We start from the raw sequence: 20,693 nt of genomic DNA on the forward strand, positions 1-20,693 counted from the left end.
CATCCGCCTGCGTCAGAGGCGAACGCAGGCCGCCCTAAACGCTGGCCGAAGCCGCAATCGGCAAGGCGGCCAGAGGCGTGCTGCCATTCAACTTGGCGGCATCCATCGGCTTCTTCGTCAGGATTTTCAGCACACGGGCGAGCGTTGCCGGGATGTCGTGACGCTTGACCACCATGTCGACCATGCCGTGCTCCATCAGATACTCCGAGGTCTGGAAGCCCTCGGGCAGCTTCTCGCGAATGGTCTGTTCGATGACGCGTTTGCCGGCAAAGCAGATTTCGGCGCCCGGTTCGGCCAGGTGCAGGTCGCCAAGCATCGCGTAGGACGCCGTGACGCCGCCGGTGGTCGGATTGGTCAGGACGACAATGTAGGGAAGCCCGGCCTCTTTCAGCATCTGCACGGCCACGGTGGTCCGCGGCAACTGCATCAGTGACAGAATGCCTTCCTGCATGCGCGCGCCGCCCGATGCCGGGAATATGACCAGCGGGCATTTTTCAGAAATCGCCCTTTCGAAGGCCTTGATGATTGCTTCGCCGGCTGCCATGCCGAGCGAACCGCCCATGAAGTTGAATTCATGCACGACGCCGACCAGCTTGACGCCCTGGACGCGGCCGAGACCGGCGACGATCGTGTCTTCGAGGTCCGTCTTGGCGCGGCTGTCGCGCAGGCGATCGACGTACTTCTTGGAATCGCGGAATTTCAGCGGGTCCTGGGCCACCTTGGGCTGGGCCAAGGCCTCATAGACGCCGTCGTCGAACAGATCCTTCAACCGTGCCTTAGCCGGCATCTTCATGTGGAAGCCGGAGGCGGGAATGACCCATTTGTTCTCCTCGAGATCGCGGTGAAACACCATCTCGCCGGTTTCCGGGCACTTGATCCAGAGATTTTCCGGAACTTCCCGGCGCCCGAGCATCGAGTTGATCTTCGGTCGAACGTAATTCGTGATCCAGTTCAAATCCAAACTCCTGAATATTTAAAACCGGTCCTGCCCCATAATGTGGGCAATTATTCGGCCGCGACAAGTCGTGCGGAACGAACGCCGGCGGAAAGGCCGCGCACCAGGGCTTCCACGCCCGGCACCGTCGCCCCTGTCGATTTTCCGTCTTCGCTCAGGCTGGATGCCACCTGATTGACGATGGCGGTGCCGACGACCACACCGTCGGCCGAGGCGCCGATCGCGCGCGCATGTTCGGCTGTCTTGACGCCGAAACCAACGCAGACCGGCAATTGCGTGTGGTCCTTGATCCGCTGCACGGCGCCAGCCACAACGGACGGGTCCGGCAGGGCCGACCCGGTGATGCCGTTCATCGAGACATAATAAACGAAACCGGAGGTGTTTTCGAGAACCTTGGGCAACCGCTTGTCGTCCGTGGTCGGGGTTGCCAGGCGGATGAAGTTGATGTCCTTCTTCAGCGCCGGAAGGCAGAGTTCATCATCCATTTCCGGCGGCAGATCGACGACGATCAGGCCGTCAATGCCCGCTTCCAGCGCATCGTCGAGGAAGCGCTCGACGCCGTAGATATAGATCGGATTGTAGTAGCCCATCATGACGATGGGGGTATGCTGGTCGTCTGCGCGGAAATGGCGGGCGAGTTCCAGCGTCTTCTTGAGCGTCTGTCCACCCTTCAGGGCCCGCTGGCCGGCCAGTTGGATCGCTGGGCCATCGGCCATCGGGTCGGAAAAGGGCATGCCGAGTTCGATGATGTCGGCACCGGCAGACGGCAGCGCCTTCATGATCGCCAGCGACGTCTCGAAATCCGGGTCCCCGCCCATGAAATAGGTGACGAGCGCCGGGCGGCCTTCGGCAGCAAGATCGGCAAATCGTTTGTCCATGCGTGCGGTCATGCTCTTACAGCCCCATACCCAGAATCTTGCCGACGGTGAAGATGTCCTTGTCGCCGCGACCGGAGAGATTCATCAGGATGATCTCGTCCTTGCCCATTTTCGGTGCGCGCTTGATCACTTCGGCAATCGCGTGGCTCGGCTCCAGCGCCGGAATGATGCCCTCGAGGCGGGTCAACAGCTGGAATGCCTCAAGTGCCTCATGGTCCATGATCGGCACATATTCGACACGGCCAATATCTGCGAGCCAGGAATGCTCCGGACCGATGCCCGGATAGTCGAGACCGGCCGAAATGGAATGACCTTCCTTGATCTGCCCGTCACTGTCCTGCAGCAGATAGGTGCGATTGCCGTGCAGCACGCCCGGTGAACCCGCGGTGATCGAGGCGCAGTGCTCGTCGCCCTCCAGGCCTTTGCCGCCTGCCTCCACGCCAACGATCCGCACCGATTCGTCATCGAGGAACGGATGGAAAATGCCGATCGCATTCGAACCGCCGCCAACGGCCGCGACGACCAGGTCTGGCAGCCGGCCTTCGGCCGCGAGCATCTGTTCGCGCGCCTCGGTGCCGATGACCGACTGGAAGTCGCGGACCAGTTCCGGATAGGGATGCGGGCCGGCGGCCGTGCCGATCAGATAGTATGTGCTGTCCACATTGGTGACCCAGTCGCGCAACGCTTCGTTCATCGCGTCCTTCAGGGTGCCCGAGCCGGCGGTCACCGGTTTCACCTCGGCTCCGAGCAACTTCATGCGGAACACGTTCGGCGCCTGGCGCTCGACGTCTGTGGCGCCCATGTAGACGACGCAGGGAAGGCCGAACCGTGCCGCGACCGTTGCCGAGGCGACCCCGTGCTGTCCGGCGCCGGTTTCGGCGATGATGCGGGTCTTGCCCATGCGCTTGGCAAGCAGGATCTGGCCGATGCAATTATTGATCTTGTGCGAGCCGGTGTGGTTCAGTTCCTCGCGTTTGAAATAGATCTTGGCGCCGCCCAGATGTTCGCTCAGCCGCTCGGCGAAATAGAGCGGGCTCGGCCGGCCAATATAGTGTGCGCCGAGATGCTTCAGTTCCGCCTGGAATTCCGGATCGTTCTTGGCCTTGTTCCACTCGTCCTGCAGGTCGAGGATCAGCGGCATCAGGGTTTCGGCAACGAAGCGGCCACCGAAAATACCGAAGCGCCCATCCTCATCGGGACCTGATCGAAACGAATTCAGTTTTGGCGTCTCGTTCACGCGCTTCTCCCTGCCAATGCTACATTTCGGGCGATAGCCGTCTCTGCGCGCAGAACGGCGTCGAAAAACTCTTCCATGCGCTTCAGATCCTTGACGCCCGGCGCGCTTTCGACGCCGGACGAGGTATCGACCGCCTTTGCGCCCGTGAGCGCCAGGGCTTCTCCGATATTGCCCGCATTCAATCCACCGGAAAGCATGTAATCGACGCCCTCGTCAAGCGCATCGAGCAGGCGCCAGTCGAAAGAGACGCCATTGCCGCCCGGCAGTTCCGAGCCTTCCGGCGGCTTGGCATCGAGCAGGAACCGGTCGGCAATGCCGATATAGGGTTCGATCCGCTTTAGATCGTCAGCGTCGCGAACAGAGAGTGCCTTCATGACCGGCAGTCCATAGACGGCTTTGACAGTCAGGACACGCTCGGGGCTTTCGTTGCCATGAAGCTGCAGCATATCGGGCGACAGCGCCGAGACGATCTCGTCAAGCAGGTCGCTGTCGGCATCGACGGTTACCGCGACAATCTTCGCTTTGCCGCGAATGCGGGCAGCCAGGCGACCGGCATCGTCGGGCTCAATGTTGCGCGGGCTCTTCGGAAAAAAGATGAAGCCCGTATGGCGCGCACCGAGCGCGACGGCCCGATCCACGGCCTCGGCAGTCTTCAGCCCGCAAATTTTCACTTCCGTTTTCATGCACAGCGACCTGACATGAAATGCGGCGCGAGTCGAGCTAAAACACGTCAACCTGTGGCGCCAAGGGTGCATCAACCATTGCGAATGCTGGCCTGCGGCCTTCAATCGCCATCCAAAACGAATGGAGGACCCCATGCGCCTTCGGCTTGCCCTCCTTCTGTCCTGCTTCAGTTCTTCACCATGATCGGCTGCGCTGCGATCTGGTCGGTCTACGCGCTCAGCCGGTACAAGACGGACGAGAAGATCAGCGAATCGCTGGGCGGCGCTGAGCCGGTCAGTCGAAATCGATCGCGTGCAGCATCGTGCCGTTGCGCTTCAGCCAGCGCTTGGCATCCTCCATGGCCGGGCAAAGCTCCTCGCAAAGGTCCCAGAAGTCCGGCCCGTGATTCATCTCGCGCAGATGCGCCACTTCGTGCGCGGCCAGGTAGTCGATCACCTTCGGCGGCGCCATGACGATGCGCCAGGAGAAACTCAAGCTTCCATCGGCGGCGCAGGACCCCCAGCGGCTGCGCGTATCCTTCAAGCTCAGCGACTTTACCTTGCGGCCGACCATGCGGGCATAGATCGCAACCAGGTGCTCCAGGTCCTTGCGCGCTTCCTTCTTCAGAAAATCTGCAATCCGGCGGCGCAGATGCTCATCGGCGCCGCTCACGCGAAGCACGGGCTCGTCATCTATGATGACGGCTTCGGTCAGCCCCCGCAGCTTGCCGGTGCGCTCGATCCGGTGGGCGATGCCGCGCAGCAGGATGGTGCCGCCCTCTTCCAGAACGCTTTCACCGGAAAACCGCGCCAGCTTGGTCATCAGCCAGCCCTGGTGCCGGCTGAGAAAGGCGTTGATCTCTCGCTCCGGCAGGCCGGCCGGGATCGTCAGCTTCAAGGCCCGGCCGCCGGGCTCGATCCGCAACGTCATCCGCGTGGCGCGCGCGTTCTGCCGGATGGTCAGCGGCATCGCCTTGCCGGCAACGTCTATCGTCCGCTGCACGGGCGGCGGCGGGGATTTGGGCGGCTGGCGCGACTTTCGAAGCAGGGGGAACATGAGGGATTGATAGCCGATTCGTTTGATGGGCGCATGATCCGCAAGAAGTGCGGACGACATATCAAAAGAAAAACCGGCATCCGAGGTGGATACCGGTTTGTCGTCAGGCGGGCCGTAGCGTTCAGTGCGCCGGGAAGCCCGGTGCCGAGCCGGAACCGCCGGAATTGCGTTCACGCATGAAGCGGTCGAATTCTTCCTGGTCCTTGGCGCGGCGCAGCTCGCGAACATAGTCGTCGAACTGCTGGCGCATTTCGTCGAGCTTGCGGCGTTCCTCGTCGAGGCGGGCAAGTTCTGCTTCGCGCCAATCGTCAAAGGCGACGTTGCCGGTGCGGAATTGCGGACCGCAGAAGCCGCGGCCACTGCCGCGCTTGAACGACGAGAAAACGCTGTCGACGGTCGAATTGGCATCCTTCTTGAAGGATTTCAGCCTTTCGCCGAACAGGATATAGGCAAGCATGGCCAAGCCCAGCGGCCAGAAAACCACGAAACCGAGCACCATCATGGCAATCGTCGCAGGCGTCCAGTCCGGACGGATCAATGCAGATTGGTTCATGTTCAGACGTCCTCGCTAAAAGTGGGTCTCTCCTTCGGACCCGCTTATAACGAGATGGGAAGAGGCCTGCCGCTCTGCAAGACAAACCTTCGCAGATTCCGACAAGCCGCTGATATGGATCGATGAAATCGGTATTGCTGGATCAGGCGCTCTTTCCGCCTTTGATAATCCGCGGCAGCGGCTTGGCGCTGCGGGCATGCTGGCGCTGGAACGCGGTGATGCGCGGCGCGATCTCGCGGCGGAAGCGCGATCCGTTAAAGACGCCGTAGTGACCGACATCCGGCTGCATGTAGTGCATGCGCATGTTTTCCGGGATATTGGTGCAGATCGTCTGTGCCGCCTTCGTCTGGCCGACGCCCGAAATATCGTCGTTTTCGCCCTCGACCGTGAGCAGCGCGACCTTGCGGATCGCCGTCGTATCGACGGGGCGCCCGCGATGCATCATTTCGCCCTTCGGGAGGGCATGGCGCATGAAGACGGTCTCCACCGTCTGCAGGTAGAATTCGGCCGTGAGGTCCATGACCGCCATGTATTCATCGTAGAAATCGCGGTGTTTTTCGGCGGCGTCGCCATCGTTCTTGACCAGGTGCTCGAAAAACTCCTTGGTCGCCGTCATATGGCGGTCGAGATTCATCGACATGAAGCCGGAAAGCTGCAGGAAGCCGGGATAGACCGGACGCATGAAGCCCGGCTGCGGAAACGGCACCGGCATGATGACGTTGTCGCGGAACCATGTGATCGGCTTGTTCTCGGCGAGCTGGTTGACCGAGGTCGGGTTGATGCGCGTGTCGATCGGGCCGCCCATCAGCGTCATTGAGGACGGCGACAGGGGATCGTTATCGGCTTCCATCAGCGCCACCGCGGCAAGCACAGGAACCGCCGGCTGACAGACGGCGATCACATGCGTGTCGGGGCCGAGGAAATGCAGCATCTCGATGACATATTCGATATAGTCGTCGAGGTCGAAGCTGCCCTCGGTCAGCGGCACCACCCGCGCATCGATCCAGTCGGTGATGTAGACATCCGATTGCGGCAGCAGCGCTTCGACAGTGCCGCGCAGCAACGTTGCATAGTGCCCGGACATCGGCGCGACGATCAGCACCCGGGGATCGCTCGTCCTGGCTTTCGGCACGGCACGCTCGAAATGGACGAGATTGCAGAAGGGCTGGCGCCAGACGATGCGTTCATTAATCGGCACGGAAGTGCCATCGACGATCGTTTCGGCCAAACCGAATTCCGGTTTGCCATAGCGTCGGGTCGTTCGCTCGAAGACCTCGAGGCCAGCGGCTGCCGCCCGGCCGAGATAGGTATGGGCAAAGGGATTGAGCGGATTGGCATAGGCCAACCGCATGGCATCAGCCGCAGCGCGCCACGGAGCCATCATCGCATGATTGAGTTCGTAAAGCTGGTAAAACATCGGAAGCGATCTCCTTGTTAGCTAAACGACAATGCCGCTCCCAATCGGACGCAACCTTGCATTCGTGTTTTCGTGCCCAAGCGAGGCAAACAGTAGCACTTTTCTTGTGCGACGCAATAATCTCGTCCCTTCCATGGCAAGCCCCTGGAGACCTTGCCATGGAAGGTTTGATGCTAGGTAAAGTCGCTTGTCCGAACCTGCTCTCAAGCATCGATCCCATAGAAACGCGCCGCACTCGTGGAGAAGACAGCTTCCCGTGCGCTTTCATCAAGGTCCTTCAGCAGTTCGTTTGCGGCTATCCACCATTTTTCGTAGCTCGCGTCTAGATTGACGACCGGCCAGTCGCTGCCGAACATCACGCGCTGCGGACCGAAGACCTCGATCAGATGGCCGGCATAGGGTTTCAGCCGATCCACGGTCCAGCCGCCGCCTGCTTCGGTGACTAGCCCGGAGAGCTTGACGCAGACATTGGACCGCCGGGCGATCGCCGCCATATCCGCACGCCAGGGATCGAGGATACCTGCGCCAATGCAGGGTTTTGCGCCATGATCGATAACGATCTGCAGGTCGGGCAAGCGGTCCGCGAGAGCCGCGATCACGGGCAAGTGGCGCGGTTGGATGAGCGCATCGAAACGCAGGTCAAGCTCCGGCAGCATGCCGAGCGTGCGGATCGCCTCGGGCTGGAGGATGGAAAGCGTATCCGCGATGGCCTGCAGCATCGGGCGAATTCCGCGAAATTTCGGATGTCGCTTGAACCGCTCCAAATCGGAATGTGCGGTTGGCGACGAGACGTCGACCCAGCCAACGACGGCGGCGACGGTTTCTTCGCGTTCTGCCACCTCAAGCAGGAATTCGGTTTCGGCCAGGTTGGGCGCTGCCTGCACCAGCACGGTTTTGCTGATGCCCGCCGCCGCCAGATGCGGCCTCAGATCGCCCGGCGCGAAATCCCGATGAATCGCGGCAAGCTCCGGCGGCGGCCAATCATTGTGGCCGAGGCTGAGCGTCCAATAGTGCTGGTGGGCGTCGATGCGCGTCAAGGTGACACCTTCACCACTGCCTTGATCAAGCCGGCCTTCTCGTGCGCCCAGCGCGGCAGGTCACTCACCACGTCGTGCAGCGTCGTGCGATGCGTGATCAGCGCTTCGACCGGCACATGACCGGCGCGGATCGAGGCTGCCACGTGCTCGAAATCCTGCCGCGTCGCGTTACGGCTGCCGACGAGCATCATTTCGCGCTTGTGGAACTCGGGATCGGAGAAGCGGATGTCGTCCTTCACGACACTGACGAAGACCAGGCAGCCGCCATGGGCAACGAAGGCAAAGGATTTTTCCATCGAGCCGCCGAAGCCGGTGGCATCGAAAACAACATCGAAGCCATCGCCGCCCGTCGCGGCCAGCACTGCATGAGGCGCGCCGTCGCCGGCGAGAATGCCATGTGCAAAGGAAAGCCGATCGGCGGCCATCGCCAGCCGCTCGGCGCTCGCGTCGAGAAGCGTCACCTCATGGCCAGCGATACGCGAAAACAGCGCCGCGCCAAGACCGATCGGTCCGGCCCCGATCACCAGCGCCCGGGATCCTGCCGGCGCCAGCGAGCGACGCACGGCATGCGCCCCGATCGCCAGGAACTCTACGGTCGCTGCCGCCTCGAGCGAGAGGTCGCCAGCCGGATAAAGATTTTCCTCCGGCACGAGGATTTCCTCGCAGAAGGCGCCGTCGGTATGAACCCCGAGCACCTTGATCGCCGTGCAGCAGTTCGGCTTGCCCTTGCGGCAGGCGACACAACTGCCGCAGGAAAGATAGGGGTTGACGATCACCGGCGTGCCTGGCGCCAGCGAAACTCCTTCGCCGGATTCGATCACCCGCGCCGAGATCTCGTGGCCCATGACGCGGGGGTATTCGAGATACGGATGCTTGCCTTCGAAAATGTGGTAGTCGGTGCCGCAGATGCCGACATGGCTGACCGAAAGTCGAGCCCAGCCCCTTGGCGGCGCCGGCGGCGCCGGACGGTTAGTGAGTTCGAGGCGCCCGGGCTCGGGGCAGATCGCCGCTTTCATGGCAGGCAGTTCCTTAGCTTGTACAACAGGTGTGGCGTCGGGAGATCCGGCCGGCTGGACGAGCCGGCCGGTGTGGGGGACCGTCAACGCGAGCCGCGACGGCGCAACTGGTCGAAATAGACGATGACGATGATCAGCGCGCCGGTGATGATGCGCTGCCAGAACGAGTTGACGTTCAGAAGGTTGGCACCGTTGTTGATGGTCGCCAGGATGAAGGCGCCCAGCAGCGGTCCCTGCACCGATCCGACCGCGCCGAACAGGCTGGTGCCGCCGATGACCGAGGAAGCGATCGCCTGTAGTTCCCAGCCTTCCGCCTGGGTGGCGTTGCCGATGCCGATGCGCGAGGCAAGCAGCAGGCCGACAAAGGCAGCGCAGGTCGAAGAGAGGATATAGGCGACATAGATCGTCCGGTTGACGTTGACGCCGGACAGACGTGCCGCTTCGCTGTTGGAGCCGACGGCGAAGAGGTAACGGCCCCAGCGGCTCAAGTGAAGGAAGACATAGGCGGGGATGGCGACGACGATGACCATCCAGAACAGGCTGGGAACGCCGAGGAAATCGGCGCGGGAGAAATTCGTGAAGGCTTCGTTGGTGATCGAGATCGTCGAACCGTTGGTGATCAGCAGGCCGATGCCCCGCAGCGACGTCAAGGTCGCCAGTGTGATGATGAACGCCGGCAGGCCCATGCGCACGATGCCGAAAGCGTGGAACGCACCGATCAGTACGCCAATCAACAAGGTGATGATCATCGCCAGCCAGAGCGGCACGCCGGCCGCGAGCAACCAGGCGACCGCGACGCTGGCGAAACCGACCACCGCACCGACGGAAAGGTCGATGCCGGCGGTGATGATGACGAAGGTCTGACCGACGGCGAGAATGGCCGTCATCGCACCCTGCCGCAGGAGGTTGCTGATATTGTTCGGGGTCCAGAAACTGTTGGTGGCAAAGCCCAGAACCAGCCAGAGGAACAAGAGAAGGCCAAGCAGGGTCAGGCCGAACAGGATGTTCATGCCCCTTTTTGGCACTGGTGCCGCTTCTGTCGTCGCTTCAACGGTCATGATTTTCCTCCACGCATATTTTCTTCTGGTCTTTTGTCGATTTCAAACGCCGATCGCCTGGGTCAGGACGTCCTCGTGCGAGCCGCCGCGATAGCCGTGGCTGGCGACGAGCTTGCCCTGGCGGAACACATGCAGACGGTCGGCCAGTTCATAGACTTCGGGCAGATAGGACGAAATCAGGATGATGCCGGCGCCCTGTTCCAGCAGCCGGGCAAACAGGCGGTAGATTTCCGCCTTGGTGCCGACGTCGACGCCAACCGTCGGCTCGTCGAATATGAACAGCTTGGCACCATGGCTGAGCCACTTGCCGATGACGATCTTCTGCTGGTTGCCACCGGACATGGCGGAGGCCAGCACCCGCCGCGTCGGCGTCTTGATCTTCAGGTCTCTGATCTGCCGATCGGCATTGTCGATCTCGCGGCGGCGGTTGATGGTGAAACCGCTCGTCAGACGATCGAATACCGGCAGATTGATGTTGAGTCCGATCGGAAGGTTCAGGCAGAGCCCCTGGTCGCGGCGGCTTTCCGGCGCCAGCGCAATGCCAAGGTTCATCGCCTGACGCTCGTTGCGGATCTCGACCTGCTTGCCTTGCCAGTAGATCTCGCCCGACCTCACCGGCTGGCGGCCATAGAGCCCGAGCGCAAATTCGCTGCGCCCGGCGCCGATCAGGCCGTACAACCCGACAATTTCGCCTGCCCGCACCGACAGCGAGACATCCTCGAAACCGGGGCCGGTAAGTCCGCGCGTCTCAAGGATGGTGGCGCCGATCGGCAGGGTTTCCTTGTGGTAGATCTGCTCGATCGTGCGATTGATCATCAGCGCGATCAGCTCGGCGTCGTTGGTCTCGCTGATCTTGCGGGTGCCGACATGGGTGCCGTCGCGAAGCACTGAGACGCGATCGGCCAGTTCGAAGACCTCTTCCATGCGGTGGCTGATATAGACGATCGTCACGCCTTCGCCCTGGAGCCGGCGAATGAGGCGGAACAGTTGCGCCGATTCCTGGCGGGTGAGATAGGCGGTCGGCTCGTCAAAAATGAGGAACTGCGTGCCGCGCATCGCCGCGCGCGCCGTGGCGACGAGCTGCTGCTGGCCGATCGTCAGGCTCGAAAGAGTGGCCGCTGCGGGAAGGTTGAATCCGAGGTCGTTGAGCACGGCCTGCGCCGCAGCCGTCATGGCGCGCTTTCGCATCAGCCCTTTGTTGTTCATCTCGTCGCCGAGAAACATGTTGGCAGCGACGCTCAGGTGCGGGCAGAGCACGACTTCCTGATGCACGGCATTGATCCCGCGAGCAATGGCTTCCGTCGGATTCGAAAGCTGGACGGGCTGGCCGCACCAGAAAACCTCGCCGGACGTTCGCCGGATCACACCGGTCAGGAGCTTGATCAGCGTCGACTTGCCGGCGCCGTTTTCGCCGACGATGGCGTGGATTTCGCCGCAGAGGAACGTCAAGCTGGCCGGCTTCAAGGCCTCGACGGCACCGTATTTCTTCTGCAGGCCCCGCAACTCAAGGATCGGCTGCCCTTTCGGAACGGGATGCCTGGCAACGGTCGCAGCGCCTTCCTCGTGCCGGTGGCTGACATCGTATAGTCCTGTCATGGCGGCTCCTCCTCCTGGACCCGAAAACCTGCTCCAGGCCGGAATTTCAGCCTGAGCAGGTGCGTATCGCAATCTGCGGCGGGCGGCAGGACGGTTGCCCGACGGCTAGCGTCCTGCCGCCCGGTCTTGGGATCAGTTGACCTTCGGGTTCAGAAGGGCGTCGATCTTCGGGTCGGTCATGTTGGCCTTGGTCACCAGGGTAGCGCCGGTGTCGACATTGGCTTCGACCTTCTCGCCCTTGGAAGCGGCCAGCGCGGTTTTGATGCCGTCATAGCCCATGCGATAAGGATCCTGGACGACGAGGCCGGCAAGCACGCCTTCCTTGAGGAAGCCGACCGTCTTTTCGTCGCTGTCGAAGCCGATGACCTTGATCTTGTCGCCGAGCTTGTTTTCAGCGATCGCCTGGCCGACACCCTGCGCCATGATCAGGTTGGACGCAAAGACGCCGACGAGGTTCGGGTTGGCGGTAATCAGGTCGGTCATCATGTTGAGGCCGGTGGTCGCCTGGCCGTCGGCATATTTGTCGGCGACGACCTTGAGGCCCGGATATTTCGCGGCGATCTGCTCCATGAAGCCGTTATGGCGCTGATCGAGCGAGCCGACACCCGGCAGGCTGGTGATGATGGCGACTTCGCCCTCTTCCTTGCCGGTTGCTTCCTTGATCGCGGCGGCAAGACCGTCAGCAGCGATACGGCCGCCCTGAGTGTTGTCGGTGGTCAGGAAGGAGGTGAAAGCCTTCGAATCTGCGCCCGAATCGATGCCGATGATCGGAACGGACTTTGCGGCTTCGTCGATCGGCTTGCCAAGCGCCTTGAATTCCGTGGGCGCGATGACGACCGCGGCAGGCGAGCCGGCAACGGCATTTTCGAGGATGCTGATCTGGCCGTTGATGTCTGATTCCGACTGCGCGCCGAGTTCCGGCACGTTGACGCCGAGATCCTTGCCGGCAGCCCGGGCGCCGGCCAGAACGATCTGCCAATAGAAGGACGTGGTGTCCTTGACGATGATCGGAATGGTGACGTCCTGGGCGAACGAGGTCATCGGCATCATGGTGGCAAACACGGCAGCACCAGCAAGGCTGGTGAAGGCGCGGCGCGACAGGATATGCTTCATAAGAGTCATGGTGTTGTTCTCCTCCAACAGCGTCTTGTTGAGTTCTCCTCATCGATCCGCAAGACGCATGCGGATCGATCTTTTATCGATAAAAAACATTTTACTCTGGCAAGCTATCTCAGCAATTTTGAAATTGCAAGCGGCTGTTCAAATCCTTGTGCATTGATGTCCTCTCGGGGCCAAGTCTTTGTTTTTCCACCACAACGATGAAATCGGCCACGTCCCGGGCCGGGTAGTTGCAGGCCCTACACCCGGTATAATTCTTCCGGATGGACGACGCCCTTTTTCAGGATGATGTTTCCATAAAGCCGAAACTCCGTTGTCGCGACGATATAGGCGGCCTTGCGCGCCCGCTCATAGAAGGCGAAGCGCTCGACCGGCACGACCCTGAATTCGCCGGAAAGCTTGTGAACCAGCTCCTGGAACTGGACGCAGACCTCCGGCTCTGCCGCCGGATCACCGACAACCTCCATCCGCCAGGCGGCTTCGTCGGCGAAGGTATCGAGCGGCATATGCGCAAGGATCGCCTCCGTGATGCCGAGTGCGTCGACCCCATCGGCCCTCACCACCTTCGGCCCCATGCTGCTCGCCGGAAAATTGGCGTCGCCGACCACGATCTCGTCGCCATGGCCCATCGTGCGGATCGCGTGAAGCAGGTCCGGTCCGAGCAATGGATGTATTCCCTTCAGCATTCCGCTTTCCCTTTTGTGATCCGGCTAAACTCGAACAGCTTCCGTTCCCAGCTCGGGCGCGACCAGCGTATGGGCGTCGTAGGGCCTAAAGTCGGCCGGCTGCAGGCGCCGTTTCGTCAATTCCATATTGCGCGTCAGGCTCGACGGCTTTGCCGTACCGAGCAGGACCGAGGCAACCATCGGATTCTGGAGCGGAAACTGGATGGCGGGTGCCGCAAGCGGCAGCCCTTGCGACTGGGCGATCCTCTCCAGCGCATCCACCTTGTCCAGAACCTCCCGGGTTGCCGGCATATAGTCGAAATGTGATCCTTCCACCGGACCTGTCGCCAGAATACCTGAATTGAAAACGCCGCCAACCACCAGCGAGGTTTTCTTTTTTTCGCACAGCGGCAGCAATTCGGCAGAGGCGGTGCGGTCGAGCAGCGTATAGCGCCCGGCAAGCAGGATGCAGTCGAGATCCGCCTCTTGCAAGACATCCAGGCAGACGGGGACTTCATTGACGCCAAGACCATAGGCGGAAATGGCGCCGCTCGATTTCAGCTCCTCAAGGGCCTTGAGGCCGCCGTCGAACAGCTGGCGCAGAAAGACGCGGTTGCGCTCGGCACCGTGCGTATAGACGCCGATGTCGTGTACGAAGAGGATGTCGATGCGGTTCAGGCCAAGCCGGGCATAACTGAAATCGACCGAGCGCATGATCCCGTCGTAGGAATAGTCGTAGTCGGTGTCGAACGGCAGCGGATCGACGAAACCGTAGCTCGGCACCTTGTCGTCTGCGACCGGGCGCTGCAGGCGGCCGACCTTCGTCGACAGCACGTAACTGCCCTTGGGCTTGTCCCGCAGGAAATCCCCGACCCGTCTCTCGGCCAGGCCAAACCCATACCACGGTGCGGTATCGAAAAACCGCAGGCCCGCATCCCAGGCGGCAGCCAGCGTTTCCATCGCCGCCTCGCGCGGGCAGGCGCGATACATCCCGCCGAGCGGCGCGGTGCCGAAACTGTATTCGGTAACGGACAGATCCGTCCGACCGATCCTTCTCGTCTGCATCAACCCTCTCCTCCCCCCGACCGCTTCGTCAGAGTGTCGCGCCCAGGTGCCAGGGCACGAATTCATTGTCGCCGTAACCGAACAGTTCGCTCTTGGTCTTCCTTCCGGACGCGGTATCGATGATCAGGTCGAAAATCTCCCGCCCCTTGCCGGCGATTGTCGCATCACCGGTGGCTATGGTCCCGCAATCGATATCCATGTCCTCCTCCATGGCGCGATAGAGCGCCGTGTTGCTGGTCAGCTTGATGGAGGGACAGGGGCGAGAGCCGAAACAGCTGCCGCGGCCGGTCGTGAACGTGATCACATTGGCGCCACCAGCGACCTGGCCGGTTGCCGATACGGGGTCGTAGCCGGGCGTATCCATGAAGACGAGGCCGTGTTCGGTAACCCGCTCGGCATAGTGATAGACCGCGGTCAGCGGCGAGCGGCCGCCCTTGGCCACCGCGCCGAGCGATTTTTCGAGGATGGTGGTCAGGCCGCCGCGCTTGTTGCCGGGTGACGGATTGTTGTCGAGCGAAGCGCCGTGCATCTCGACATAGCGTTCCCACCAGGAGATAAGCCCATCCAGCTTTTGCGCCACCTCTTCGTTCACCGCGCGGCTGCGCAGCAGATGCTCGGCGCCGTAGATTTCCGAGGTTTCCGACAGGATCGCCGTGCCGCCGGCGCCGGCCAGGATATCGACCGCGGCCCCGAGCGCCGGGTTTGCGGTGATGCCCGAAAGCCCGTCCGAACCGCCGCATTGCAGGCCGACGATGAGTTCGCCGACGGGAATCGGAACGCGTTTGGCGGTTCCGACTTCCCGGGCGATCTCCTCCAGCACGCCGATCGCGCGGGCGACGGCGCGGCGCGAGCCGCCGGCATCCTGAATGTTGAAATGGCGTTTTCCGGCGCCGGAACCGCTCTGGCCGTAAAGGGTCAGCTGGTTGACCTCGCAGCCAAGGCCGACCATCAGCACCCCGCCGAAATTCACATGGCGGGTATAGCCGGCCAGCGTCCGATGCAGGTTCTTCATGCCGTCGCCTGTCGAGCTCATGCCGCAGCCCTGATCATGGACGATCGGAACGAAGCCGTCGATACCGTCATAACGCGGCAGGATGGTCCGGTTGGCCTCCTCGGCAATGGCGCGACAGACCGTGGTGGAACAGTTGACGCTGGCGATGATGCCGATGAAATTGCGCGTCGCGGCGCGGCCATCGGCGCGGCGATAACCCATGAAGGTGCGCGCCCTGTCGGCAGCGCTGGCGGCCTCCGGCGGCACCGGCGCGCCGATCGACAGGCGGTCCTGGTCAAAGGCGAGATTGTGCGAATGGACGTGGTCGCCAGGCTTGATATCGACGGTCGCGCGGCCGATCGCCTGGCCGTACTTCACCACCGGCTCGCCGACCGCAACCGGATGGATCGCCACCTTGTGCCCTGGATCGATCCTGGCTGCGGCGCGCACGCCATCCGGCAACTCGCCGCCCGGCTCGATGGCGAGCGACGCGACGGCCACATTGTCTTGCGGCGACAAAACGATGAAGGAAGGTGCGGTCACCCCTGGTATCTCCCTTGACGGTTTTTGTTTGAGCGAGCGCGCTCACTCATTTTTGTCTTTTATCTACAATAGACAGTTCGCCGTCAATGGGTATTATGCATCAGACCAGGTCGCAGCAATAAGGCAACGACCGCATCAAAAACAAAAACAGGGACCGAAACACCATGAAACTTGGGATATCAAGGCAAGACAGGGCCATACAGACCGGATAGAGCAACCGTAAAACCCGAACCGGGATTCTCCGGTTCGATCGACAGAAACCCTATCCGGCCGGCAAAAATCATGGCGAAACAGAATACCGTCTTCAAGGACGCCTTCAACCGCTGCCTCAAGCTGCTCGCGGAAACCTCCGCCCTGCCTTCCGAGCCGGAGCTGGGCGCGACGATCGGGGTCAGCCGCACGACCATCCGGGCGATCCTGACGCGCATGGAAGAGCTGCAGCTGATCGCCTGGGACAAGCGCACAAAGGTGGTCCTGCGGCATCCGAAGGCCGAGGATTACTACCCGGCCGAGGAAACCGATTCGCTGTCCGAAATCATCGAGCGCAGCTTCATGCGCCGGATTCTTGCCGGCGGCGCCGAGCCCGGCATGCAGATCAACGAGCTGGAGCTGGCGCGCGATATTGGCACCGGCACGACAAGCGTGCGCGAGTTCCTCATCCGCTTCAGCCGCTTCGGACTGATCGAGAAACGGCCGAACAGTCACTGGATCCTGAAGGGTTTCACGCGCGAATTTGCGCTGGAACTGACCGAAGTGCGCGAAATGTTCGAGCTGCGTTCCGCGGCTAGTTTCGCCACCCTTGATGCCGATCATCCGGCCTGGCAGGAGCTGGAGCGGATCGAGGCGCTGCACCACGAAATCCTGGCCGACATCGACAGCCGCTACCGCGATTTCTCCGAACTGGACGAACGCTTCCACCTGCTGGTGCACAAGTCGTCGAGCAACCGCTTCATCGTCGATTTCTACGACATCATCGCCATCGTCTTCCACTACCACTACCAGTGGAACAAGACGAATGCGCGCGAACGCAACGCCAGGGCGCTGGAAGAACACCTCGCCTATATCGCGGCGCTGAAGACACGGGACGTGGCGCAGATCGAAGCCGCCTGCAAGCGGCATCTGCGGTCCGCCCGCGAAACCCTGCTCCAATCAATTCAATAGCCGGATTCATCAGATATGCCGACACCGATCGTCCAGTTTGGAACCAGCCGCTTCCTGCAGGCGCATGCCGATCTATTCATCAGCGAAGCGCTGGAGGGGGGCAATGCCATCGGCAAGATCACCATCGTCCAGACAACCGGCTCGGCGGAGCGGGCGGGACGGCTGAACGCGCTGGCTGCGCCGCGGGGATTTCCGGTGATCATCCGGGGCCTCGCCGATGGCATCGAAATCGACCGGAGGCAACAGGTGACCAGCGTCGCGCGCGCCCTGTCGACGGCCAGCGACTGGCCGGACGTGCTACGGATCGTCGCCGAGGAGGCGGAGATACTCATCTCGAATACCGGCGACACCGGCTACGATGTCGCAAGCGGAAAGCCCGACACGGAGATCCCCCCGTCCTTCCCCGGAAAACTGCTGCTTCTGCTGCACGCGAGATTCGTTGCGGGCGGCAGACCGCTGACGGTTCTTCCCTGCGAGCTGATCGCCCGCAACGGCGACAGGCTGAAGGAGATCGTTCTACGCCTTCAGGCCGAGCGGATCGGCGATGCCGATTTCGAAGCCTGGCTGTCGTCAGCCGTTGTCTGGGGCAATACCCTTGTCGACCGCATCGTTTCAGAACCGCTGGAACCGGCCGGCGCCATCGCGGAACCTTATGCGCTGTGGGCAATCGAGAACCAGCCGGGATTGTCGGCGCCGTGTAAGCACCCGTCGATCCTTCTGGTCGACGACCTGACGCCCTATGAAAAGCTCAAGCTGCACATTCTCAACCTCGGCCACACCGTGCTTGCCGATATCTGGTTGAAAACGGCGCGTCCGCGAGACGAGACGGTAAAGGACATCCTGCGCGACACTAATGTCGCCGCGACATTGATGGATATCTACGAGACCGAAGTCATTCCCGGCTTTGCCGGCAAGGGGCTTGGCCGTGAGGCGGCCGACTATGTAGCCCTGACGCTCGACCGGTTCCGCAACCCGTTCCTCGAGCACCGGCTTGCCGACATCGCCAATCATCACGCCGAAAAAATCGTCCGGCGGATTGTCGATTTCCGGGCCTGGAGCCCGGATGTCGCCATGCCGCGGCTGGCGGCGATCGCCGGGAACCGATGATCAGTAGCCGGCGACCGGCTTGGCTTTACTCTCGCCCCCGGCCAGAAAATCCTCGCGCAGCTTGGCGGTAGCGCTGACAAGAAGTGTCACATCCGTTCCGATCGCCATGAAGTCCGCGCCAAGCTCGCGATAGAGGCGCGCCTGATCAAGGCTGAGGGTCATGATGCCGCGGGCCTTGCCGGCTTTCCTGATTCGCCCGAACGCGTCCTTGATGGCGGCGGTCACCGCCGGATGGCCGGGCTGGCCGAGATGGCCCATGTCGGCGGCGAGATCGGATGGACCGATGAACAGCCCGTCGATCCCGTCGAGCGCGGCAATCTCCTCAAGTGCCGCCAGCCCTGCCCGGCTTTCGATCTGGACGATGAGGCAGATTTCCTCGTTCGCCGTCTCGAGATAATCGCCGATGCGACTGAACTGCGACGCCCGGCCGAGTGCCGCACCCACCCCGCGCACGCCGTGCGGCGGATAGCGCACCGCCCTGACCAGCGCCTGTGCCTGTTCGACGCTCTCGACCATCGGTATCAACAGCGTCTGCGCTCCGGTGTCGAGGATCTGCTTGATCATCCAGGTCTCGCCGACCGGCAGCCGCACGATCGGATGGCTGGCCGAGCGGGCAACTGCCTGGATTTGCGACGACAGGAGCGGAATGTCATTCGGCCCATGTTCCCCGTCTATCAGCAGCCAGTCATAGCCGCTGCCGGCGACGATTTCGGCGGCGTAGGGACTTGCCAGCGCGACCCACAAACCGAGCTGGAAGCGGTCCTCACGAATCGCGGCCTTGAAAGTGTTTTTCGGGGCGGGCATCGCATCTCTCCTTGTGGCTGTCGCTGCTACTTAAAACGCCATTGCAAGGCCTGTGAAGCAGTTTCCGTCGATGCCGGCCCGCGAATTCTGGTCATCCGGAAATGGAAAGGCCGGCAGGATTTCTCCAGCCGGCCCGCCCGTTTCAGAGGACTGCGGTCAAGCAATGCCGCCAAGGCAGACATATTTGATTTCGGTGAACTCCTCGATGCCGTATTTCGAGCCCTCGCGGCCGAGGCCGGAGAGCTTGACGCCGCCGAACGGCGCTTCCGCGGTGGAGATCAGCCCGGTATTGACGCCGACCATGCCGTATTCCAGGGCCTCGGCGACGCGGAAGACGCGGGCGAGATCCTTGGCGTAGAAATAGGAGGCGAGCCCGAACTCGGTGTCGTTGGCCTGCTCGATGACGTCGGCTTCGTCCTTGAAGCGAAACAGCGGCGCCACGGGCCCGAAGGTCTCCTCGCGCGCTACTGCCATATCACTGGTGACGTCAGCCAGGATCGTCGCCTCGAAGAAGGTGCCGCCGAGCGCATGCTTCTTGCCGCCCTGCAGGATGCGCGCGCCCTTGGCCGTCGCATCGGCAATATGCTCCTCGACCTTGGCGAGCGCGGCCTTGTCAATCAGCGGCCCGAGGATTACGCCTTCCTCGAAGCCGTTGCCGGTCTTCAGCTTGCCGACTGCCGCCGCCAGCTTTTCGGCAAAGGCGTCATAGACGCCGTCCTGCACATAGATACGGTTGGCGCAAACGCAGGTCTGGCCGTTATTGCGATATTTGGCGATCAGCGCGCCTTCGACCGCCGCATCAAGATCGGCATCGTCGAAAACGATGAACGGCGCATTGCCACCAAGCTCCAGGCCGAGTTTCTTGATGGTCGGTGCACTCTGCTTGTAGAGTTCGGTGCCGACCTCGGTCGAACCGGTGAAAGTCAGCTTGCGCACCACCGGGTTCGACGTCATCTCGCCGCCGATCTCGCGGGCCGAGCCGGTGATGACGGAAAAGAGGCCCTTCGGCAGGCCAGCGCGCTCGGCAAGGATCGCGATGGCGATCGCCGAAAACGGCGTCTGTGCCGCGGGTTTCAACACCATGGCGCAACCGGCGGCGAAGGCTGGACCCGCCTTGCGGGTGATCATCGCATTCGGGAAGTTCCACGGCGTGATCGCCGCGACGACGCCGATCGGCTGCTTCATCACCAGGATGCGCTTGTCCGGCTGGTGGCCCGGGATCATGTCGCCATAGATACGACGGCCCTCTTCGGCGAACCATTCGATGAAGCTTGCGCCATAGACGATCTCGCCGGTGGCTTCCGCCAGCGGCTTGCCCTGCTCCAGTGTCAGGATGCGGCCGAGATCGTCCTTGTTGTCGATCATCAGCTCGTACCATTTGCGCAGAACAGCGCAGCGCTCCTTGGCCGTTCGGGCAGCCCAGCCCTTCTGTGCGATCCTTGCCGCCTCGATCGCCGCCTTCGTTTCGGCCGCCCCGAGCTTCGGCACTAGGCCGATGATCTCGCCGGTGGCAGGATTGTTCACCTCGATCGCATTCTTGGGATCGGCCTCGATCCAGCTCTCGCCAACAAGAGCCGCCTGGCGGAACAAGGAAGGGTCTTTCAAGGTCGCGGTCATAGCGGCATTCCCTCGTTTCGGAAAATCTACAGAACTTATACAACTTTTTTCGGCCGTTCGACAATGGCCGTAACACCGATTTTTTCGGATCGCGCCGCCGCTGCCCAGGTCAGGCGTTGTCGCCGGAATGGAAACGATCTATCTCAAAACCCGGG

Annotated in this window: 19 protein-coding genes; 2 read left to right on the forward strand and 17 right to left on the reverse strand. The window is 62.0% G+C overall.

The annotated features are described in order from the left end of the window. Positions 1-34: 34 nt before the first annotated feature. The 15 genes from accD to JNB71_RS19390 all read right to left on the reverse strand — a co-directional run bounded on the left by accD (position 35) and on the right by JNB71_RS19390 (position 15,849). A complete protein-coding gene (gene accD, locus JNB71_RS19320) occupies positions 35-955 on the reverse strand; it encodes an acetyl-CoA carboxylase, carboxyltransferase subunit beta (protein WP_220373425.1) in 921 nt (306 codons plus the stop codon). A gap of 50 nt (positions 956-1,005) precedes the next feature. Beyond that, positions 1,006-1,845, reverse strand: a complete 840-nt coding sequence (gene trpA / locus JNB71_RS19325; protein WP_220373426.1) for a tryptophan synthase subunit alpha — start codon at positions 1,843-1,845, stop codon at positions 1,006-1,008. A 4-nt stretch (positions 1,846-1,849) separates the two neighbouring features. Then, the gene (gene trpB, locus JNB71_RS19330; RefSeq protein ID WP_220373427.1) at positions 1,850-3,070 is read right to left on the reverse strand and encodes a tryptophan synthase subunit beta; all 1,221 of its coding nucleotides are present in this window, start codon (positions 3,068-3,070) and stop codon (positions 1,850-1,852) included. Continuing rightward, a complete protein-coding gene (locus JNB71_RS19335) occupies positions 3,067-3,753 on the reverse strand; it encodes a phosphoribosylanthranilate isomerase (protein ID WP_220373428.1) in 687 nt (228 codons plus the stop codon). The genes trpB and JNB71_RS19335 overlap by 4 nt, the downstream gene beginning before the upstream one ends. Before the next feature lie 274 nt (positions 3,754-4,027). Continuing rightward, the gene (locus tag JNB71_RS19340) at positions 4,028-4,789 is read right to left on the reverse strand and encodes a M48 family metallopeptidase (protein ID WP_223215927.1); all 762 of its coding nucleotides are present in this window, start codon (positions 4,787-4,789) and stop codon (positions 4,028-4,030) included. Positions 4,790-4,910: 121 nt separating this feature from the next. Further along, positions 4,911-5,342 (reverse strand): DUF2852 domain-containing protein, encoded by a 432-nt coding sequence (locus JNB71_RS19345; RefSeq protein WP_018327150.1) that lies wholly within the window; start codon positions 5,340-5,342, stop codon positions 4,911-4,913. Positions 5,343-5,484: 142 nt separating this feature from the next. Further along, positions 5,485-6,759 carry a polyhydroxyalkanoate depolymerase gene (gene phaZ, locus JNB71_RS19350; protein WP_220373429.1) on the reverse strand — a complete coding sequence of 425 codons (1,275 nt, stop codon included), beginning with the start codon at positions 6,757-6,759 and terminating at the stop codon, positions 5,485-5,487. Between the two features lie 203 nt (positions 6,760-6,962). Beyond that, positions 6,963-7,796: an amidohydrolase family protein gene (locus tag JNB71_RS19355; RefSeq protein ID WP_220373430.1), complete on the reverse strand. Its 834-nt coding sequence runs from the start codon at positions 7,794-7,796 to the stop codon at positions 6,963-6,965. Next, positions 7,793-8,812 carry a zinc-binding alcohol dehydrogenase family protein gene (locus tag JNB71_RS19360; protein WP_220373431.1) on the reverse strand — a complete coding sequence of 340 codons (1,020 nt, stop codon included), beginning with the start codon at positions 8,810-8,812 and terminating at the stop codon, positions 7,793-7,795. Before JNB71_RS19360 ends, JNB71_RS19355 begins: the two co-directional genes overlap by 4 nt. An 83-nt stretch (positions 8,813-8,895) precedes the next feature. Then, a complete protein-coding gene (locus JNB71_RS19365) occupies positions 8,896-9,870 on the reverse strand; it encodes an ABC transporter permease (RefSeq protein ID WP_220373432.1) in 975 nt (324 codons plus the stop codon). Between the two features lie 42 nt (positions 9,871-9,912). Next, positions 9,913-11,466 carry a sugar ABC transporter ATP-binding protein gene (locus JNB71_RS19370; RefSeq protein ID WP_220373433.1) on the reverse strand — a complete coding sequence of 518 codons (1,554 nt, stop codon included), beginning with the start codon at positions 11,464-11,466 and terminating at the stop codon, positions 9,913-9,915. Between the two features lie 132 nt (positions 11,467-11,598). Next, positions 11,599-12,588 carry an ABC transporter substrate-binding protein gene (locus JNB71_RS19375; RefSeq protein ID WP_220373434.1) on the reverse strand — a complete coding sequence of 330 codons (990 nt, stop codon included), beginning with the start codon at positions 12,586-12,588 and terminating at the stop codon, positions 11,599-11,601. 236 nt (positions 12,589-12,824) lie between these two features. Then, positions 12,825-13,271, reverse strand: a complete 447-nt coding sequence (locus JNB71_RS19380; RefSeq protein WP_220373435.1) for an RbsD/FucU family protein — start codon at positions 13,269-13,271, stop codon at positions 12,825-12,827. Positions 13,272-13,295: 24 nt separating this feature from the next. Continuing rightward, a complete protein-coding gene (locus JNB71_RS19385) occupies positions 13,296-14,315 on the reverse strand; it encodes an aldo/keto reductase (RefSeq protein ID WP_220373436.1) in 1,020 nt (339 codons plus the stop codon). A gap of 28 nt (positions 14,316-14,343) precedes the next feature. Then, positions 14,344-15,849: a UxaA family hydrolase gene (locus JNB71_RS19390; protein ID WP_220373437.1), complete on the reverse strand. Its 1,506-nt coding sequence runs from the start codon at positions 15,847-15,849 to the stop codon at positions 14,344-14,346. Between the two features lie 282 nt (positions 15,850-16,131). On the opposite strand from JNB71_RS19390, the gene JNB71_RS19395 reads away from it, so the two are divergent. Both JNB71_RS19395 and JNB71_RS19400 read left to right on the forward strand, forming a co-directional pair. Further along, on the forward strand, positions 16,132-17,010 hold the full coding sequence (locus tag JNB71_RS19395; RefSeq protein WP_220373438.1) for a GntR family transcriptional regulator: 879 nt from the start codon (positions 16,132-16,134) through the stop codon (positions 17,008-17,010). A gap of 15 nt (positions 17,011-17,025) precedes the next feature. Next, positions 17,026-18,117, forward strand: a complete 1,092-nt coding sequence (locus JNB71_RS19400; RefSeq protein WP_220373439.1) for a mannitol dehydrogenase family protein — start codon at positions 17,026-17,028, stop codon at positions 18,115-18,117. Here JNB71_RS19400 and hpaI read toward each other — a convergent pair whose 3' ends face one another. Together hpaI and gabD are read right to left on the reverse strand one after the other, a co-directional pair. Beyond that, positions 18,118-18,921 (reverse strand): 4-hydroxy-2-oxoheptanedioate aldolase, encoded by an 804-nt coding sequence (gene hpaI / locus JNB71_RS19405; RefSeq protein ID WP_220373440.1) that lies wholly within the window; start codon positions 18,919-18,921, stop codon positions 18,118-18,120. It abuts the gene before it with no gap. Between the two features lie 156 nt (positions 18,922-19,077). Further along, on the reverse strand, positions 19,078-20,538 hold the full coding sequence (gabD, locus tag JNB71_RS19410) for an NADP-dependent succinate-semialdehyde dehydrogenase (protein ID WP_220373441.1): 1,461 nt from the start codon (positions 20,536-20,538) through the stop codon (positions 19,078-19,080). Between the last annotated feature and the right edge of the window lie 155 nt (positions 20,539-20,693).

This window comes from Rhizobium herbae (assembly GCF_019511375.1).
GTDB lineage: Bacteria > Pseudomonadota > Alphaproteobacteria > Rhizobiales > Rhizobiaceae > Pararhizobium > Pararhizobium herbae_A.

Coding starts and splice junctions, on each gene's coding strand:
- trpA (WP_220373426.1), bottom strand. CDS start 1,845: ATGACCGCACGCATGGACAAACGATTTGCCGATCTTGCTGCCGAAGGC.
- JNB71_RS19335 (WP_220373428.1), bottom strand. CDS start 3,753: ATGAAAACGGAAGTGAAAATTTGCGGGCTGAAGACTGCCGAGGCCGTG.
- JNB71_RS19340 (WP_223215927.1), bottom strand. CDS start 4,789: ATGTTCCCCCTGCTTCGAAAGTCGCGCCAGCCGCCCAAATCCCCGCCG.
- JNB71_RS19345 (WP_018327150.1), bottom strand. CDS start 5,342: ATGAACCAATCTGCATTGATCCGTCCGGACTGGACGCCTGCGACGATT.
- phaZ (WP_220373429.1), bottom strand. CDS start 6,759: ATGTTTTACCAGCTTTACGAACTCAATCATGCGATGATGGCTCCGTGG.
- JNB71_RS19360 (WP_220373431.1), bottom strand. CDS start 8,812: ATGAAAGCGGCGATCTGCCCCGAGCCCGGGCGCCTCGAACTCACTAAC.
- JNB71_RS19365 (WP_220373432.1), bottom strand. CDS start 9,870: ATGACCGTTGAAGCGACGACAGAAGCGGCACCAGTGCCAAAAAGGGGC.
- JNB71_RS19370 (WP_220373433.1), bottom strand. CDS start 11,466: ATGACAGGACTATACGATGTCAGCCACCGGCACGAGGAAGGCGCTGCG.
- JNB71_RS19375 (WP_220373434.1), bottom strand. CDS start 12,588: ATGACTCTTATGAAGCATATCCTGTCGCGCCGCGCCTTCACCAGCCTT.
- JNB71_RS19380 (WP_220373435.1), bottom strand. CDS start 13,271: ATGCTGAAGGGAATACATCCATTGCTCGGACCGGACCTGCTTCACGCG.
- JNB71_RS19385 (WP_220373436.1), bottom strand. CDS start 14,315: ATGCAGACGAGAAGGATCGGTCGGACGGATCTGTCCGTTACCGAATAC.
- JNB71_RS19395 (WP_220373438.1), top strand. CDS start 16,132: ATGGCGAAACAGAATACCGTCTTCAAGGACGCCTTCAACCGCTGCCTC.
- JNB71_RS19400 (WP_220373439.1), top strand. CDS start 17,026: ATGCCGACACCGATCGTCCAGTTTGGAACCAGCCGCTTCCTGCAGGCG.
- hpaI (WP_220373440.1), bottom strand. CDS start 18,921: ATGCCCGCCCCGAAAAACACTTTCAAGGCCGCGATTCGTGAGGACCGC.
- gabD (WP_220373441.1), bottom strand. CDS start 20,538: ATGACCGCGACCTTGAAAGACCCTTCCTTGTTCCGCCAGGCGGCTCTT.